The 15881-nt window shown below is 72.8% G+C and carries 11 protein-coding genes; 7 read left to right on the forward strand and 4 right to left on the reverse strand.

The annotated features are described in order from the left end of the window. Positions 1 to 371 precede the first annotated feature (371 nt). The 4 genes from QC282_RS09175 (at position 372) to QC282_RS09190 (ending at position 3610) form a co-directional block, all read left to right on the forward strand. Complete coding sequence (locus QC282_RS09175; RefSeq protein WP_279548752.1) at positions 372 to 716, forward strand: SCO4225 family membrane protein; 345 nt, start codon at positions 372 to 374, stop codon at positions 714 to 716. A gap of 137 nt (positions 717 to 853) precedes the next feature. Then, positions 854 to 2518 (forward strand): energy-dependent translational throttle protein EttA, encoded by a 1665-nt coding sequence (ettA, locus tag QC282_RS09180; RefSeq protein WP_279548753.1) that lies wholly within the window; start codon positions 854 to 856, stop codon positions 2516 to 2518. A gap of 4 nt (positions 2519 to 2522) precedes the next feature. Further along, on the forward strand, positions 2523 to 2933 hold the full coding sequence (locus QC282_RS09185) for a thioesterase family protein (RefSeq protein ID WP_279548754.1): 411 nt from the start codon (positions 2523 to 2525) through the stop codon (positions 2931 to 2933). Beyond that, complete coding sequence (locus QC282_RS09190) at positions 2930 to 3610, forward strand: hypothetical protein (RefSeq protein WP_279548755.1); 681 nt, start codon at positions 2930 to 2932, stop codon at positions 3608 to 3610. The genes QC282_RS09185 and QC282_RS09190 overlap by 4 nt, the downstream gene beginning before the upstream one ends. Positions 3611 to 3642: 32 nt before the next feature. Here QC282_RS09190 and QC282_RS09195 read toward each other — a convergent pair whose 3' ends face one another. The 3 genes from QC282_RS09195 to QC282_RS09205 form a co-directional block, all read right to left on the reverse strand. After that, entirely contained in the window at positions 3643 to 4596 is a 954-nt protein-coding gene (locus QC282_RS09195; RefSeq protein WP_279548756.1) for an ABC transporter ATP-binding protein, read from the reverse strand. Positions 4597 to 4840: 244 nt separating this feature from the next. Next, positions 4841 to 7720, reverse strand: coding sequence for an FtsX-like permease family protein (locus QC282_RS09200; RefSeq protein ID WP_279548757.1), 2880 nt, complete (start codon positions 7718 to 7720; stop codon positions 4841 to 4843). Position 7721: 1 nt separating this feature from the next. Further along, a complete protein-coding gene (locus QC282_RS09205) occupies positions 7722 to 10985 on the reverse strand; it encodes an FtsX-like permease family protein (RefSeq protein ID WP_279548758.1) in 3264 nt (1087 codons plus the stop codon). A gap of 379 nt (positions 10986 to 11364) precedes the next feature. Between QC282_RS09205 and QC282_RS09210 the strand changes: the two genes are divergently transcribed. Together QC282_RS09210 and QC282_RS09215 are read left to right on the forward strand one after the other, a co-directional pair. Then, positions 11365 to 13656, forward strand: coding sequence for a hypothetical protein (locus QC282_RS09210; RefSeq protein ID WP_279548759.1), 2292 nt, complete (start codon positions 11365 to 11367; stop codon positions 13654 to 13656). Continuing rightward, on the forward strand, positions 13653 to 14288 hold the full coding sequence (locus tag QC282_RS09215; RefSeq protein ID WP_279548760.1) for a hypothetical protein: 636 nt from the start codon (positions 13653 to 13655) through the stop codon (positions 14286 to 14288). Before QC282_RS09210 ends, QC282_RS09215 begins: the two co-directional genes overlap by 4 nt. 50 nt (positions 14289 to 14338) lie before the next feature. Here QC282_RS09215 and QC282_RS09220 read toward each other — a convergent pair whose 3' ends face one another. After that, positions 14339 to 14752 (reverse strand): globin, encoded by a 414-nt coding sequence (locus QC282_RS09220; RefSeq protein ID WP_279548761.1) that lies wholly within the window; start codon positions 14750 to 14752, stop codon positions 14339 to 14341. 110 nt (positions 14753 to 14862) lie between these two features. Here QC282_RS09220 and QC282_RS09225 point away from each other — a divergent pair, with 110 nt between their 5' ends. Next, positions 14863 to 15858, forward strand: coding sequence for a methyltransferase domain-containing protein (locus tag QC282_RS09225; RefSeq protein WP_279548762.1), 996 nt, complete (start codon positions 14863 to 14865; stop codon positions 15856 to 15858). Positions 15859 to 15881: the final 23 nt, after the last annotated feature.

The raw sequence follows: 15881 nt of genomic DNA on the forward strand, positions 1-15881 counted from the left end.
GTGACCGGACGTGGGGCGGGGTTCGACCGGGCGCTGGGCGCGGGTTCGAACGGGCACTGGAGCGCGGGTCGGATGCGGCGCGGGCCCGCGGGTGCTCACGCGCGGGCCGTGGGTCTGATCAGACATGGGGCAGCAGGCGGTCACGTCCGGCTGAGGGTCTGATCAGACGCGGGGCCGCAGGCGATCACGCCGAGCCGTGGGTCTGATCAGACGCGGGCGCAGGTCTGAAGGGGAGGCGGGCCGTCGGCCCGGTCGGACAAGGGCTCCGGCCGACCCGGCACGACCCGGCGAGCCGTGGTGTGATCACGCCCTCCGACTCCACCCCGTTTCCGGGCGACGACGGGAGGTACTCGACGTCACGGGGTGAAACCATGAAACGTGCTCCGAAGCGCACGCTCTGGCGTCTGATGTTCGCCAACCCGGCCTCGGCGGTCTACCTCGGCGTGGTCGGCCTAGCCGTGGCCGTCGCCGTGATCCAACCGCTCTTCGCCGACCACGGCCTGGAATCGCTGATCTGGGTGTGGCCGGCGTTGCTGACCCTGCCGACGTTCGCCCTGGTGGCGCTGGCCGGGGAGGCCCTGTTCGGCGCGGAGACGGCGACGTGGTACCTGATCGCCGGGGTGATCGTCGCCGCGCTGGTCCAGTCCCTGGCCCTGGGCGCGGCCTGGACGGCCCTCCGCCGCCCCCGCCGCCGACTGGACCCGTCGCGGGGGTGAGGCAGAGGACGGCCTTGCCGCTAGGGAAACCCCAGGTCAGCGCCGACGCAGCATACGCGTTTCCGCCCAGGGCTGGCCGTACGGCAAGATGGGGTGTATCTGCCCACTGCCAGTTTCAAGCTGCCGGACGGTTTCTCTTGGCTGAGTTCATTTACACCATGCGCAAGGCGCGCAAGGCGCACGGCGACAAGGTGATCCTCGACGACGTCACCCTGAACTTCCTTCCGGGTGCCAAGATCGGCGTCGTCGGCCCGAACGGTGCCGGTAAGTCGACCGTACTGAAGATCATGGCGGGGCTGGAGCAGCCGTCGAACGGGGACGCGTTCCTGTCGCCCGGCTACACGGTCGGCATCCTGCTCCAGGAGCCCCCGCTGAACGAGGAGAAGACCGTCCTGGAGAACGTCCAGGAGGGTGTCGCCGAGGTCAAGGGCAAGCTCGACCGGTTCAACGAGATCGCCGAGCTGATGGCGACCGACTACTCGGACGCGCTGCTGGAGGAGATGGGCAAGCTCCAGGAAGAGCTGGACCACGCGAACGCCTGGGACCTCGACGCCCAGCTCGAGCAGGCCATGGACGCGCTCGGCTGCCCGCCCGGCGACTGGCCCGTCACCAACCTCTCCGGCGGTGAGCGCCGCCGCGTCGCGCTGTGCAAGCTGCTGCTGGAGCAGCCCGACCTGCTGCTGCTCGACGAGCCCACCAACCACCTCGACGCCGAGTCGGTGAACTGGCTGGAGCAGCACCTCGCCAAGTACGAGGGCACCGTCGTGGCCGTCACCCACGACCGGTACTTCCTGGACAACGTCGCGGGCTGGATCTGCGAGGTCGACCGCGGCCGGCTGCACGGCTACGAGGGCAACTACTCCAAGTACCTGGAGACCAAGGCCTCCCGCCTCAAGGTCGAGGGGCAGAAGGACGCCAAGCGGCAGAAGCGCCTCAAGGACGAGCTGGAGTGGGTGCGGTCGAACGCCAAGGGGCGGCAGGCCAAGTCCAAGGCGCGTCTGGCCCGCTACGAGGAGATGGCCGCCGAGGCCGAGAAGATGCGGAAGCTGGACTTCGAGGAGATCCAGATCCCGCCGGGCCCGCGTCTGGGCAACGTCGTCGTCGAGGTCAACAACCTCAGCAAGGCGTTCGGGGACAAGGTCCTCATCGACGACCTCAGCTTCACCCTGCCGCGCAACGGCATCGTCGGTGTCATCGGCCCGAACGGCGCGGGCAAGACCACGCTGTTCAAGATGATCCAGGGCTTCGAGCAGCCCGACTCCGGCTCGATCAAGGTCGGCGACACGGTCAAGATCTCCTACGTCGACCAGAGCCGCGAGAACATCGACCCGAAGAAGAGCCTGTGGGCCGTCGTCTCCGACGAACTCGACTACATCAATGTGGGTCAGGTGGAGATGCCCTCGCGGGCGTATGTCTCCGCCTTCGGCTTCAAGGGTCCGGACCAGCAGAAGCCGGCCGGCGTCCTGTCCGGCGGTGAGCGCAACCGCCTCAACCTGGCGCTCACCCTCAAGCAGGGCGGCAACCTGCTGCTCCTCGACGAGCCGACCAACGACCTCGACGTCGAGACCCTCAGCAGCCTGGAGAACGCCCTTCTCGAGTTCCCCGGCTGCGCCGTGGTCGTCTCCCACGACCGGTGGTTCCTGGACCGCGTCGCCACGCACATCCTGGCGTACGAGGGCGACTCCAAGTGGTTCTGGTTCGAGGGCAACTTTGAGTCGTACGAGAAGAACAAGATCGAGCGACTCGGTGCGGACGCCGCGCGTCCGCACCGCGCCACCTACAAGAAGCTGACCCGGGGCTGATCTCTTGCGGCACATCTACCGCTGCCCGCTGCGCTGGGCGGACATGGACGCGTACGGCCACGTCAACAACGTGGTCTTCCTCCGCTACCTGGAGGAAGCCCGTATCAACTTCCTGTTCCGGCCGGACAAGGACTTCAAGCAGGGGTCCGTGGTGGCGCGCCATGAGATCGACTACAAGCAGCAGCTCGTCCACCGGCACGAGCCGGTGGACATCGAGCTGTGGGTCACGGAGATACGAGCCGCTTCCTTCACCCTCACCTACGAGGTGAAGGACGGCGACCGGGTCTACGTCCGCGCCTCGACGGTGATCGTGCCGTTCGACTTCGAGCACCAGCGGCCGCGCCGGATCACCGAGGAGGAGCGGGAGTTCCTCGAGGAGTACATGGACAAGGACCAGGAGGCCGTCGCCGCATGACGGTGCTCCACCTCGCCGACGAGGGGGAGGCGGCGGATCTCGCGGCCTTCCTCTCCCGGCTGCTCCACTACGACCGTGGAGCCGCGGTGCGCCTCCAGGCGGCGGGCACCGCACTCGCCGTCTTCGGACGGCCGCCCTCCTTCGAGGTGCTGGCGATCCGCGCGGTGCGGCTCGCCAAGCCCTACGAGAACGGGCTCGACGTCACGCTCGACGTGACGGTTTCCGCAGGTGAGCTGCTGGAGTCGGTGGACGAGCGGGCCGCCACGGCCGTCGTGCCGGCCGCGGTGACCGGTCCGCCGTGGGCGGGCGTACTGCCGCCGCGCGGCGGCTGGCAGCCCCGGCCGGGCCTTCCCGCGCCGGACGTGCTCCGGGCGACGGTCGCCGCCTCCGTCGCCGAGTTCCGCTCCCGCACCGAGGAGTTGGCGCCCGAGCGGCGCACCCGTGCCGAACTCGACCGGATCGGGCGGGAGATCTGGTCCCGCACGGTCGGCGACACCGGCCTGCCCTTGCGCGCCGTGCACGCCGCGCAGTCCCTCGGCTTCCTCCGGCCCGTCACCTCGGCCGGCGGCGCGCCCGGGCTGTTGTCGTCGGGTGCGTGGCTGCGGCTGCGGACGCCCTACGGGTCGGTCGCCGTACGACGGGCGGGACTCGGGGCGCTGGACGTCAGCGTGCGCTGAGCGCCGTCCGGGCGGAAATCCGCGCGGGTCGCTCAGTGCCGTTCGTCGTCCGGGCGTACGGCGATGTGGTCCGGTTCCAGTTCCAGGGCGACGCGGTCGCGCATGTCCAGGGCCCGGAGGTACTCGGCGGGGAGCTGGAGGCGGCCCGCGCGGTCCAGGATGGCGTACTCGCGGGCCACCACCCTCTCGTGGCCGGTCGCCTCGTCGACCTCGCTGCGGCGCAGCACCTCCGTCGAGGTGCGGCCGTCGCGGATGGCGACCGTGCGGCGCACCTCGCTCGCCACCGCCTGGTCGTGGGTGACGACCACGATGGTGGTGCCGAGCTGCTCGTTCGCGGTGCGGAAGGCGGCGAAGATCTGCTGCGCGGTGTGGGAGTCGAGTTCGCCGGTGGGTTCGTCGGCGAGCAGGACCGCCGGGTTGTTGGCGAGGGCCACGGCGATGGCGACGCGCTGCTGCTGGCCGCCTGACATCTCGTGCGGGCGGCGGTCGCGGCAGTCGGCGACGCCGAGCAACTCCAGCAGTTGCAGGGCGCGTTCCGCCTGGGCGCGGCGGCGGCGCCGGGTCCGGGCCAGCTGGAGGGGCAGCGCGACGTTCTGGGCGGCGGTCAGATAGGGGAGCAGGTTGCGGGCGGTCTGCTGCCAGACGAAGCCGACGACGTCCCGGCGGTAGGCGAGGCGGTCCCGGGCGGTCATGGTCAGCAGGTCGCGGCCGGCGACGCGGGCGGCGCCTGCGGTGGGGGTGTCGAGACCGGCGAGGATGTTCATGAGCGTGGACTTGCCGCTGCCGGACGCGCCGACCAGGGCCACGAGTTCGCCCTCGCGGACGAGCAGGTCGAGACCCTGGAGCGCCTGGACCTCTACGCCGTCCACGGTGAAGATGCGGACCAGGCGGTCGCAGGTGATCAGGGCGTCGTGGCCGTAGCCGGGCCGCTCACGGGCGGTGCTCGCGCGGTGCGCCAGGTCGGCGAGGGTGGGGTTCGCGGTCATCGGGGCTCTCCTCGGCGGGAGTCGGCCGGCGGCCGACCGGTGCGGGGCCCGGTGGGGCTTGGTCGGTTCATCGGGTCGGTCGGCTTCATCGCTTCACCTGGCTCCATCGGTTCACCTGGCTCCACCGGTTCACCCACCTCCACCGGTTCACCCACCTCCACCGGTTCACCCGGCTCCACCGGCCCGCGCGGCTTGACCGGCTCGCGGCTCGTGGGGTGCGTCCGGATCGTCCTGATCACCGCGCTCATCCCGTGTCTCCCGCCCGCAGTTCCCGTACGGAGCCTCGGCGGCCCGTCCACCAGGCCTGGCCGGCCGCCACGCCGACGGTCAGGACGACGACCGCGAGCGCCGGTACGACCAGGGACACCGGGTCGGTGTGGAGCGCGGCCCGCTCCGCCGTGGCCGGTGCCGACGCCAGCGCGATCGTCGTCAGGTCGATTCCGGGGGAGAGCAGGCGGATGGTGGCCCAGCCCGTCAGGACACCGCCCGCCGCGGCGAGCACGGCCTGCGGCAGTGACTCCAGGACGAGCAGGCGGCGGCCCTGGGCGCGGGTGAGGCCCATGGTGCGCAGCCGGGCGAGGAGGGCGGCGCGTTCGGGTGCGGCGCGCAGCAGGGTCAGCAGCAGGGCGAGAACGGTGTAGCCGGCGCCGGCCGCGACCGCCGCCGTGTAGACGCGCTCGGCGCCGGACTGGAGCGGTGAGTTGACGTACCGGGCCCGTTCCTCGTCCCGGAGCTTCACTCCCGGTCCGTCGCCGGCCGCCTCGCGCAGCGCGGCCCCGTCGAGGTCGTCGCCGGTCAGCAGCAGCGCGTTGGGCAGGGCGGCGCGGGCGCTGAGCGCGGCCCGGTCGACGAGGAGGAAGTCCTGGCCCACGAGGGCCGGCGTCCGGTCCCGGACCAGGACGATGCGGACGGTGACGACGGAGCGGTCCTCCAGGCGTACGGGGAAGGGGCGGCTGCCGTAGCGCGCGGCGACGGCCGGGGAGGCCAGGGCGGGAACGGCCCCGGCGGCCTGCCCGTCACGGGATGCCCGCGGCGTTCCTTGCGAGGACCGGGCGGGCCCTGCCGGCCCGTCACCGGACGCCTCAGACGCGCCCTGCGACGTACCGTGCGGCGACCGCCCCGCCGTCGCCCCCGTCGCCCCCCGCAGAACCGACTCCCCGAACGCCCCCAGCCCCGTCCGCCGCGCCAGCTCCGCGTAGCCGCGCGGTTCGACCCCCACCAGGGGGGTCGACACCCGGCCGTCGTTCGGGGCGGCGTGGTAGGCGATGCTCACCGGGGTCACGTCCCGTACGCCCGGTGTGCGGCGCAGCCGGTCGGGGAGGTTCGCCGGCAGGGCGTGGAACGCCTCGACGCGCGCGTCGGCGCCCACGGCGAGCAGGGCCGCCCGGTCGCGGGCCTCGGACACGCCCGTGAGGACCGAGCCGCCGAACGCGGCGGTGGTGAGGGAGGTCAGCAGCGCCAGCAGCGGCAGGACCGCCGAGACGGACGTACGGCCCGCGCGGGCCAGCGCCAGGTGGGCCACCGCGCCCCGCAGCCGCCCGGCCTGGCGGGCCAGCGCGCGCAGCGGCAGCGGATACAGCCGGACCAGGACGAGCGCCGCGATCACGCCCACCAGCACCGGCGCCGCCGAGACGAGTTCGTCGCCACCGGCACCGGTTCCCTCGCCGCCGGTGCCCCTGCGGCGCAGGGCCACGACGGCGCCCGTCGCCAGCACCAGCAGCGTCAGTTCGGCGACCGTGCGGCGCCGGGAGGGGCGTACGGACGTCAGGTCACCGCGTGCGCCGTGCACGGACGCCGAGCGGTGTGCGGCGGCGGCGCGCAGGGGGAGTGCCGCGCAGGCCGTCAGGGTGACGGCGAGCGCGGCGGCCACGGCGTACGGGTGACGGCCGCCGGGCACGGCGAGGAGCGCGGCCGTCAGGCCGAGCGCGCCCGCGGGCACCGCGACGACCGCCGTCTCGGCGAACAGGCGGCCCGCGATGCCCGGCAGGGAGCCGCCGCGGGCGCGCAGCAGGGCGAGTTCGGGGCGGCGGCGGTCCGCGGCGAGGCCGCCCGCCATCAGCAGGACGACGACGGCGACCGTCCCGGTGCCGAGCGCGGCGACCGCGACGAGGGGGCCGATGGCGGAGCGCAGCCCCGTGTAGCCGGCGAGGATCTCGTCGAGTTCGGTGCTCGTCCACGCCTCGGGGTGGGTGGCCTCGCGGACGCGCCGCAGGGCCGGGCCGTTCTCCAGGTCGGCGACGGCGGATGCCAGGCGGGGCAGGTCGTGGGCGCGCAGCCGGTCGGTGGACGGCGCCAACTGCCAGTACCGCCAGGGCTGTCCGGCCGTGCCGAGCATGGCGGGCGCGGCGTCGGGCGGCAGCAGCAGCGCGCCGAGCCAGTAGTAGAGCGGATCGCCGGGGCCGGGGACCCGCAGCAGGGACGGGGTGCGCAGCACCGGGTCCGTGGACCAGTAGGCGCCGGCGCGTTCGCGCGGGACGACGATGCCGGTGATCCGGACGGCGAGCGGGCCGCGCCGCACGCCGGGCACGTGGATCACCGAACCCACCTTGATCCTAAGGTGTTTCGCCGTCTCGGCGGTGACGGCGGCCTCGACCCCGGGGCTCGCCGCGGTGACCGTGCCGTCGGTGCGCGGCAGCCGGCCCGCCCGCAGCCGGGCGTGGTCGGCGAGACCGGCCTGGGCGGCGAGGACGACCCGCGCGGGCAGCCCGTATGGCCTCGGCAGCCAGCGGTCGGGGACCTCCTGGTCCTCGGCGGTGCGCACGCCGTACGACGACTGGCCGGGGTCGGCGGGGAACGCCCGTGCGGCGGCGCGGACCTCGGCGTACTGCCGGTCCAGCGCGTCGGCGCGCAGGGCGGCCTCCCGCTCCCGCTGCGACAGCGCGAGGTCGGGCTGCGGGGCGTACAGCCGGACGGTGCTGTCGTCGGGCCGCGCCGCCGTGACGGCCTGCCGCAGACCGGCGTCGCCGTACCGGTCGACGGCGCGGGGCAGCGCGGCGGCCAGGCACGCGGTCAGCGCCACCAGCAGCGCCAGCGCGCACGCCGCACCGGGCGCCGCCCGCAGCCGGGTCCGTACCCAGGGCGCGGCGGCCCCCGGCCGCGCGGTCGCCTTCGGACCCACGTCCACCTCACTCACCTCCCTGGTCCCGCAGCGATGTGACCGGAGCGGCCCGCCGGGCCGCCAGGACCCCGGTCACGACGAGCGGTACGGCGGCAACGGCGGCCAGCAGGACGGCCACCCGGCCCACCGGCAACTGCACGAGCGTCTCCGGCACCGGGCGCGTGGCCTGCGAGGTCAGCAGGATCAGCGGCACCACCGCGCGGGCCAGCGCCGCGCCCAGCACCACCCCGACCAGCAGGCCCAGCCCGACCAGCACGCCGTGCTCGATGACGATCACCCGGGCCAGCCGGCGCCGCGAGGTGCCCAGCGCGCGCAGTACGGCGAACTCGGCGCCGCGCTCCCGCAGCGACCCGGCGGCGCTCACCGCGAAGCCGACCGCCGTCAGTGCCGCCGCCGCGACGGCCGCCGCGCCGAACCCGGCCGACGGACCGGCGCCGAACGGGTCGCGGCGCAGCTGTGAGGCGATCTCGTCGCGGACGAGCACCCGCGACGGATCGGCGTCCGGGCGGGCCCGCAGCGCCGCCGCCACCTGCGCGGTCTCGCCGGGCGCTGTCCTCAGCCACCACTCGGTGGGCGGCACGCCCTCGCCGTACCGGGCCTCCAGCACGCGGTTGACGGCGGTCAGGTCGACCAGCAGCGCGCCCCCGTCGGCCGCCCCGCCCACCGGCGTGGTCGGCAGCGCCCGGACCGCCTTCACGATCCGCACCGGGACGGTGGAACCGGCGAACGTCACGTCCACGCGCTGCCCGGTGCGGGCGCCGGCCGAGGAGAGGAACCGGTCGGTGGCGACCGCGGTGATCTCGGGCACCGCGGGCTGGGCGACCCGCATCCGCACGGTCAGCTGCGCGGGCTCCGAGAAGCGGCCGTCCGGGACGAACCCGGTGCCGTACGCGACCGTCAACGGGGCCGAGGACGTCAGGCGCGGCCGGGTCGGGGTGGTGCTCGCGTCGGGCGAGGAGACGGTGCTGGTGGTGCTCGCGCCGAAGGTCCAGCCGGCCGGGAACGCGAGCCGCGCGCCGTCCGCCGTCAGCTCGCCCACCACGAACCGGTGCCGCTCGGCCCGGTCGGTGGGCTGCGGCAGGTCCAGCTGGAACGCGGTGAGGGTCAGCGGACCGGGATCGGTTCCGGCGGCGCCCAGTTCGAGGGTCAGCGCGTGCGTCCGGCCGTCGGCCGTAAGCTGCCCGAACACCGGCTTGTACGGCGTCCCGTACGCGTCCCGCAGGATCGCCCTGACCTCGGCCGTGGTGCCCGGGCCCGCGCCGCGCAGCGCCGCCGTCAGACGCAGCCGCTCGGTCCCGGCGGGCACCCGCACCCCGGCCGCACCGCCCGTGGGCCGCAGCGCCGACAGCAGCGGGCCCGCCCCGCCGGGCGCCAGGTCGCCGCGCATCAGCAGCGTGTCCGCCGCGTGCGCGGTGTCCAGCGCGAGCACGGTCGCCGTCCGGCCCGCCGACATCGGCAGCGTCGTACGGACCGCGGGCGCCACCTCCTCGACGTGCGGGACGGCGGCGTAGGCCTGCGTACGGCCCAACTCGCTCTCCCCGGTGCCCATCACGCGCACCGGCGCACCGGCCCGGAAGTCCGCCTGGTCGTCCTGCGAGCGGTCCCAGGAGGAGCCCTGCCCGATCGCGAGCATGCCCAGCGCCACCGCGAGCACCAGCAGCAGCACCGGGCCCGCGCCGCGCGCCGGACGGCGGCTGAACTGCCAGCCCGCCAGCGCCCCGGGCAGACCACGGCCGCGGGCCGCCCGGCGTTCGGCGAGCCGGGCCGCCGGGGGCAGCAGCCGCAGGGTGAGCACCGTGCCGGCGAGCAGGGCCAGCGCGGGCGCCACCACCAGCAGCGGGTCGACGCCGAGGGAACCCGACCGGTCGCCGCCGACGGCACCCGTGGGCCGACGGTCCAACTGCAGGTACGCGACGCCCGCGACGACCAGCAGCCCCACGTCCGCGCCGGCCCGCACCACGCCCGGCAGCGACCGGGCCCGCCCGGCCGTGAACGCCGAGGTCAGCGCCGGCAGCGCCACGGCCGCCGAGCACCCCAGGGCCACGCCCGCCGCCACCAGCCACACGGCGCCGCGTCCGGCCACGGAGGCCACCGAGGTGTCCAGGTGCAGCCCGATCCGGGCCGGTGCGCCCTGCCCGGCCAGCAGGCCGGTGAGCGGGCCCGCCAGCAGCGGGGCGCAGGCCGCGGCGGGCCCGGCCAGCAGCAGGGCCTCCAGGGCGGCGAGCCGGGCGACCTGGCCGCGCGAGCCGCCGCGCGCCCGCAACAGGCGGGTCTCGCCCGCGCGTTCGGCGCTCAGCAGGCGCGCCACCAGCAGCAGCGTGCAGCCCGCGAGCAGCGCGAGCTGGAACGCCACGATCAGCAGGGTCGAGCGGGACACCAGCGAGGCACGTTCGACGCGGTCGAGCACGGCCGGCAGGGCGCAGCTCACCTCCGGCGAACCGCCCAGCGCCGCCGCCCCGCGCAGCGTCTCACCGCCGTCCCGCACGGCCTCGCGCAGCGCGTCCGTCCGCGCGGCCGTGACCGCCGAGAAGTCCGCCGACGCCAGCCACGCCGACGGCCCGGCGCTCACCCGGCCGCCGGCCAGTACGGCCGGGTCGGTGAGCAGAGGGCCGTACGTCGTGAAGGCGACCTCGACGACGCCGCGCCCGCGCAGGTCGTCCAGCCGCCAGTACGGGGCGGCCGAGTCGACGGGCCGGTACCGGCCGGTGACGCGGATCTCCACGTCGGGCCCGCCGAGCCGGTCGCTGAGCGTGAGGCGCGCGCCCGCCTCCAGACCGAGGGCACGGGCCGCGGACTCGGGCACCGCGACCTCGGTCGCGCCGGAACCCGCGGCGCGCGGCGCACGGCCCTGCGTCACACGGATCTGCGTGCGGTCCAGCGCCGCGAAGTGCGTCAGGTCCGGGTCGCCGGACCGGGCGTCGGGCGCCTGGAGGGAGCGGGGCAGGGCGTACGGGCCGGAGCGGGTCAGGGCGCGCAGCGTGACCGGCAGCCCGTCGAAGACCTCACGCGCCCCGTCGGCCACGGCACCGCCCGCTGCCGCCCGCCGGTCCGGCGGCACGTCGGCCCTGACGACCAGTGCCGTGTCGGCGGCGTTGCGGGAGTCCCGCAGGGCGTGACGCAGCGCGGCGTCGCCGATCGCGCCCGAGTAGGCGGTGAGCGTGGCGAGGACCGCCGTGGTGAGCAGGACGCTGAGCAGCGCGGCGCCGAGCAGCGGCCGGTGCGCCCGCGCCCGCGACAGCACGAAGCGCGCGATCCCCCCGAACCCCGTCACCCGGCCCCCCGCCGCACCCCGTGTTGTCCAGACCTCCGGGCGATGGTGTCAGAGGGCACGCGTCACCGGTAAGCGCTTGACGACCGGACGTGACCCTAATGTGATCGTAATCCGGCACGGGCTGACCGGAAACCGCACAGGCGAGGGGCGGAGATCCCGACAACCATGGCTTGATCTCATTCGACGCGGCGCATGAGCGAAGAGGTCTGCCACGATTGCTCGTCGTAGTGCCTGGTGGGCCTTCGTTCACCTGGTTGTTCCGAGTGCGCGAGGGCGTCGCGGCGTTGGATCGGCACGAACAGCCAGGCGCGTCACCGGCACGGGAGGAGCCGCGCATGGCGTGTCCGCTCTCATCAAGTACTCCCCGTAGGAGGGGTCGGTGGCCATCACTTACACGGATCTCATCGAGATCGACCTGGGCAAGCTCGGCGCGGCCGTCTCCGATTGGAAGAAAACCGTCAACGGCCTGAAGACCGCGGCGGAGAACGCCCAGGACGGCATGCGGGCCAAGTCCGACAAGGCGCGGTGGGCCGGGGTGAACGCCACGGTGACACGCGACTTCGTCACCAAGACGGCGCACGAGATCGCCGACCTCCATTCCGAGGCGAACAGCATTTTCCGGGTCCTGGAGGACGCCCACACCGAACTCACCTCGCTGCAGAAGCAGATGCGCACCGCTGTCGAAGTGGACGCGACCGATTCCGGCATCCGTGTCGAGGACGCCGGCGCCGGTACGGTCCGCTGCTTCTACCCCCACGTCCGGGGCGACAGCGACGAGCGCACCCAGGAGCAGCTCGACGCCCTCCACGAGTTGGAGGGACGCATCAACCGCATCCTCGCCCACGCCGCCGAGATCGACGCCTCAGTAACCCGCGCGCTGAACAAGAGCCACGGCAATGACGCCCACGACGCCGGTCACAGCTCGTACGAGTCCCTTGACGACGCTCAGGCCGAACGCGCTGCCGAACTGGCCGGACTGGGAACGAAACTGAGCGACAGGCAGTTGATGGAGCTGAACTCCATCATGAAGTTCAATGCCAGGGACGCGGACTTCTCCGCTGACTTTTACCAGTCGTTCGGTGGTCCGAAGGAAGCGTTGGTGTTTTACGGCCGCATGTCGCTGGACGGCACGGTGGGTGACGACAAGCAGCGGCTCGCCCTGACCCGGCAGCTCCAAAAGAACATGGGCGTCGCCCTGGCGTCGGCGACCGACCCGGACAACACGTCGCATCTGCCCTCGACCTGGGCGGCGGAATTCCGCAAGCTTGGCACCCAGAGCGTCGAGCTCCATCCCGGAGCGGGTCTGTCTCCGTACGGCTACCAGTTGCTGGGCGGGATCCTGCGTCACGGCAATTACGACGCACGCTTCATCAACCCCATCGCTGAGCACGTCGTACAGCTTCATCACAAGGACCCGTACAGGTTCATGGACAACAAGCCCATGACCGGCGGGGCCGACCTCGACTGGGGCTTCAACCCGTCAGGTAGGACCGGCGCTGGGTACGACCCGCTGACGAGCGTCCTGGAAGGGCTTGGGCACAGCCCCGATGCCGCGAAGAAGTTCTTCTCCGACGAGCCGACCGTGTACAAGGAGGACGGCACGGTCGACAAGAACGCCACACTCGATTACGACTACTTCGACGAGCTGAACAAAAAGAACTTCGAGTGGCTCCCGGACAGCCTCGCTCACCCCGGCAGTGACGAGGCGAAGCACGTGCGTGAGATGGGCCCTGACGCCCTCGGGCACGCCCTGGAAGCCGCGACGACAGGTGTGGCCTGGGATGCCGATCCTCCCCAGTTGCACCGGGACGAACAGACGGCCGACATCATGAAGCGGGTCATCGACCGCTACAACGTCACCGTCGAGGACGGCCCGCCCGAGGTCATGAAGGACAGTCTGGCGCGCATGGGCGCGGCGTACATCGACGACCTCAACTACTCGATCAAGGACTTTGGTGGTTCGGGTGACGAACTCGGTCGTGACCGGATCTTCGCGAACAGCAGCGACGGTTCGACCCGTACGTCGTTCGGTGAGCAGGAGGCGCGGAACTTCATGATGCTTGTGGCTGCGGATGAGGACGGCTATCAGACCCTGTCCTCAGCCCAACAGGTCTACGTGGCGAGCGGACTGTCGTCGCTGGAGGGCAACCGCGACGACGGACTCTCCTTCGCCCACAACTCGGCCAAGGTGAACGGCATTCTCGACGAGTCACGTGCCCATCAGATCCGCGAGGACTTCAAGGACGACTCGACCGCCCGGAACCTGGAGATGGAGAAGCAGGGTGAGTGGCGCAAGGCGCTGATGTCCGGGGCCGTTGCGGCGGTCGCCGCCGGCGGAACCGCAATGGTGCTGGGGCCTGCCGCAGGCGTCGTCGCTGCCACCGCTGTCCCGGTGCTGCTCGAGTCGGGTGCCTCGACGGTCAGTACGGCCTACGGCAACCACACGCTGCAGTACCTCGAGGACAACGAGTACAAGAACGGCGCACGGGCCCTTCAGGAGGTCCAGGGGCTCGAAGACGTCGGCGAGCGCGGCGCCTGGGTGCCTGTCGCCAATTATGCCGACGCCGTCGGTATGTCCCAAAGCGAGAAGGACGTGCTCAACCGGGAGATCGAGCATTCCTACAGGGATGGGAAGGACGCCATCTCGGACGCGGAGAAGGTGGCGTCATGAAGTCTTCAGTGCGACTTGTTTGGTGCGGGGTGATTGCGGCGCTCGGTCTGGCGACGGGGTGCTCGAGCGAGCAGCAACCGCTGAGTGAGAAGTACCCCACGCAGTGGAAGACCTGTGACGCCCTCTTCGGCGCCAAGAACATGGACGCTCTGCGAGACATCCTCGGACCCGACGATCTGGAATTCACGAACAGGCCTCTTTCCGTCGAAAAGATCAGAAAAGGGCTCACGGAAGAAGCCCTTGAGCCCTACGACGAAATCGAAGGTTTCGACGAATATGACGTCTGTTGGCTCTCGGGCGGATCCCAGTTCCGTTCCGACGTGGCGTGGGCCGCGGCGTCCCTGAAGGAGGTGCAGTCGTCCTCCGGGCGCTGGAAACGAGTGGGTCCGGACCTCTACGTGGCAAATAGTGCGGGGACTATTGATCTCGTCTTCCGTTGCGAGGTCAGAGGCGCTTCCAACGGGCAGCAGGCGCAGGTACTCCTCGAAGCCAGGGTCTCGGACGTGGGGTCCCCGGAGTTCTCACAGACGTTCCACGAGGAATTGGCCGTCAGACTGGCTCGCGCAGTGCGGGACGAAGTGGCATGCACGAACGAGCCGGTCATTCCGGACGACTTGGCAATCCGCGAGTGACTCGCCTGCGCCGCCGGCGCAGGCGGGCCTCCGTGCTGCGGAGCGCCGACTCAGCCCGCCGTGTTCACCATCGAGGCCGCCGCGTACGTCAGGTAGCTCCAGAGCGTGTGCTCGTGTTCCTCGGACAGGCCCAGCTCGTCCACCGCGACGCGCATGTGCTTCAGCCAGGCGTCGTGCGCCGCGCGGTCCACGGCGAAGGGGGCGTGCCGCATGCGCAGCCGGGGGTGGCCGCGGTTCTCGCTGTACGTCGTGGGGCCGCCCCAGTACTGGATCAGGAACAGCGTGAGCCGCTCCTCGGCCGGGCCCAGGTCCTCCTCCGGGTACATGGGCCGCAGGATCGGGTCCTCGGCGACTCCCTCGTAGAAACGGTGGACGAGCCGGCGGAAGGTCTCCTCCCCGCCGACCTGCTCGTAGAAGGTCTGCTCCTGAAGCGTGCCGCGCCGAATCTCTTTCACGTCCCCCATGCTCTCAGACGGCGGGACCGAGGACTCAAGACGTAGGACCCCCGGCACGGGCCCGGCGCGGCACCGGTCCGGCGCTCGCTTCCCGTGGCGTCCGGCCGCACAGTGGACGCATGGGCGGGCGCACCGAGGGCAGGGAAGCGGACGACCTCGCCGCCGAGGCGCGGGCCGCCCTGGTGCGCGAGATCGACCTGAGCGGCGCCTGGGCGGCCGACCCGCGGTGGCGGGAGGCGTTCGCGGCCGTCCCGCGCCACCTCTTCGTCCCCTACTACTACGTCGCCGTCGCCGGCGGCTACGAGCGGCGCCGGGGCGTCAGTCCCGACCCCGTCGCACGCGAACGCTGGGTGCGCGGCGCCTACGCCGACACCCCGCTGGCCACCCGGCTGCGCGACGGCGAACTGCTGTCCTCCAGCAGCCAGCCGTCCCTGATGGCGACGATGCTCGCCGAACTGGGCGTCGAGGACGGCGACCGGGTCCTGGAGATCGGCACCGGCACCGGTTACAACGCGGCCCTGCTCGCCCACCGCCTCGGCGACGACGCCCTGGTCACCACCGTCGACCTCGACCCGGAGATCACCGAGTCGGCCCGCCGGCACCTGGCCGCCGCCGGCCACCACCCCGTCGTCGTGACCGGGGACGGCGCGCTGGGCGTGCCCGAACGCGCCCCCTTCGACCGGATCATCGCGACCTGCGCCCTGCCGTCCGTGCCGGCCGCCTGGCTCGGTCAGTGCCGACCCGGCGCCCGCATCCTCACCCCGCTCGCCACAGGGCTCGTCGTCCTCACGGTGCGCGACGCCGGGCACGCCGAGGGCCGTTTCCTCGCCACGCCCGCCTACTTCGTGCCGCTGCGCGGCAGCGGCCGGGCCGAGCCGCCGCCCGCAGCCCCGCTCGCCGGTCTGCCCAGCGGCGCCCGCGAGGACGAGCTGTTCCATTTCCTGCTGGCCCTGACCCGCGGCAGCCTCGACCCGCAGGAGGCGTACGCGCTGTGGCGACGTGAGGGCATGCCGCCGCGCGAGCGGTACGGGGTCACGGTCACCGGCGGCGGCGCGTCCCAGTGGGCCTGGCTGGACGACCCGGAGGGGCCGTACGCCTGGCCCCTCCCGGACTGACCGGCCGCCCCGCGAGGCAGCCG

The sequence above is a fragment of the Streptomyces sp. DH24 genome, assembly GCF_029813775.1.
Classification (GTDB): Bacteria; Actinomycetota; Actinomycetes; order Streptomycetales; family Streptomycetaceae; genus Streptomyces.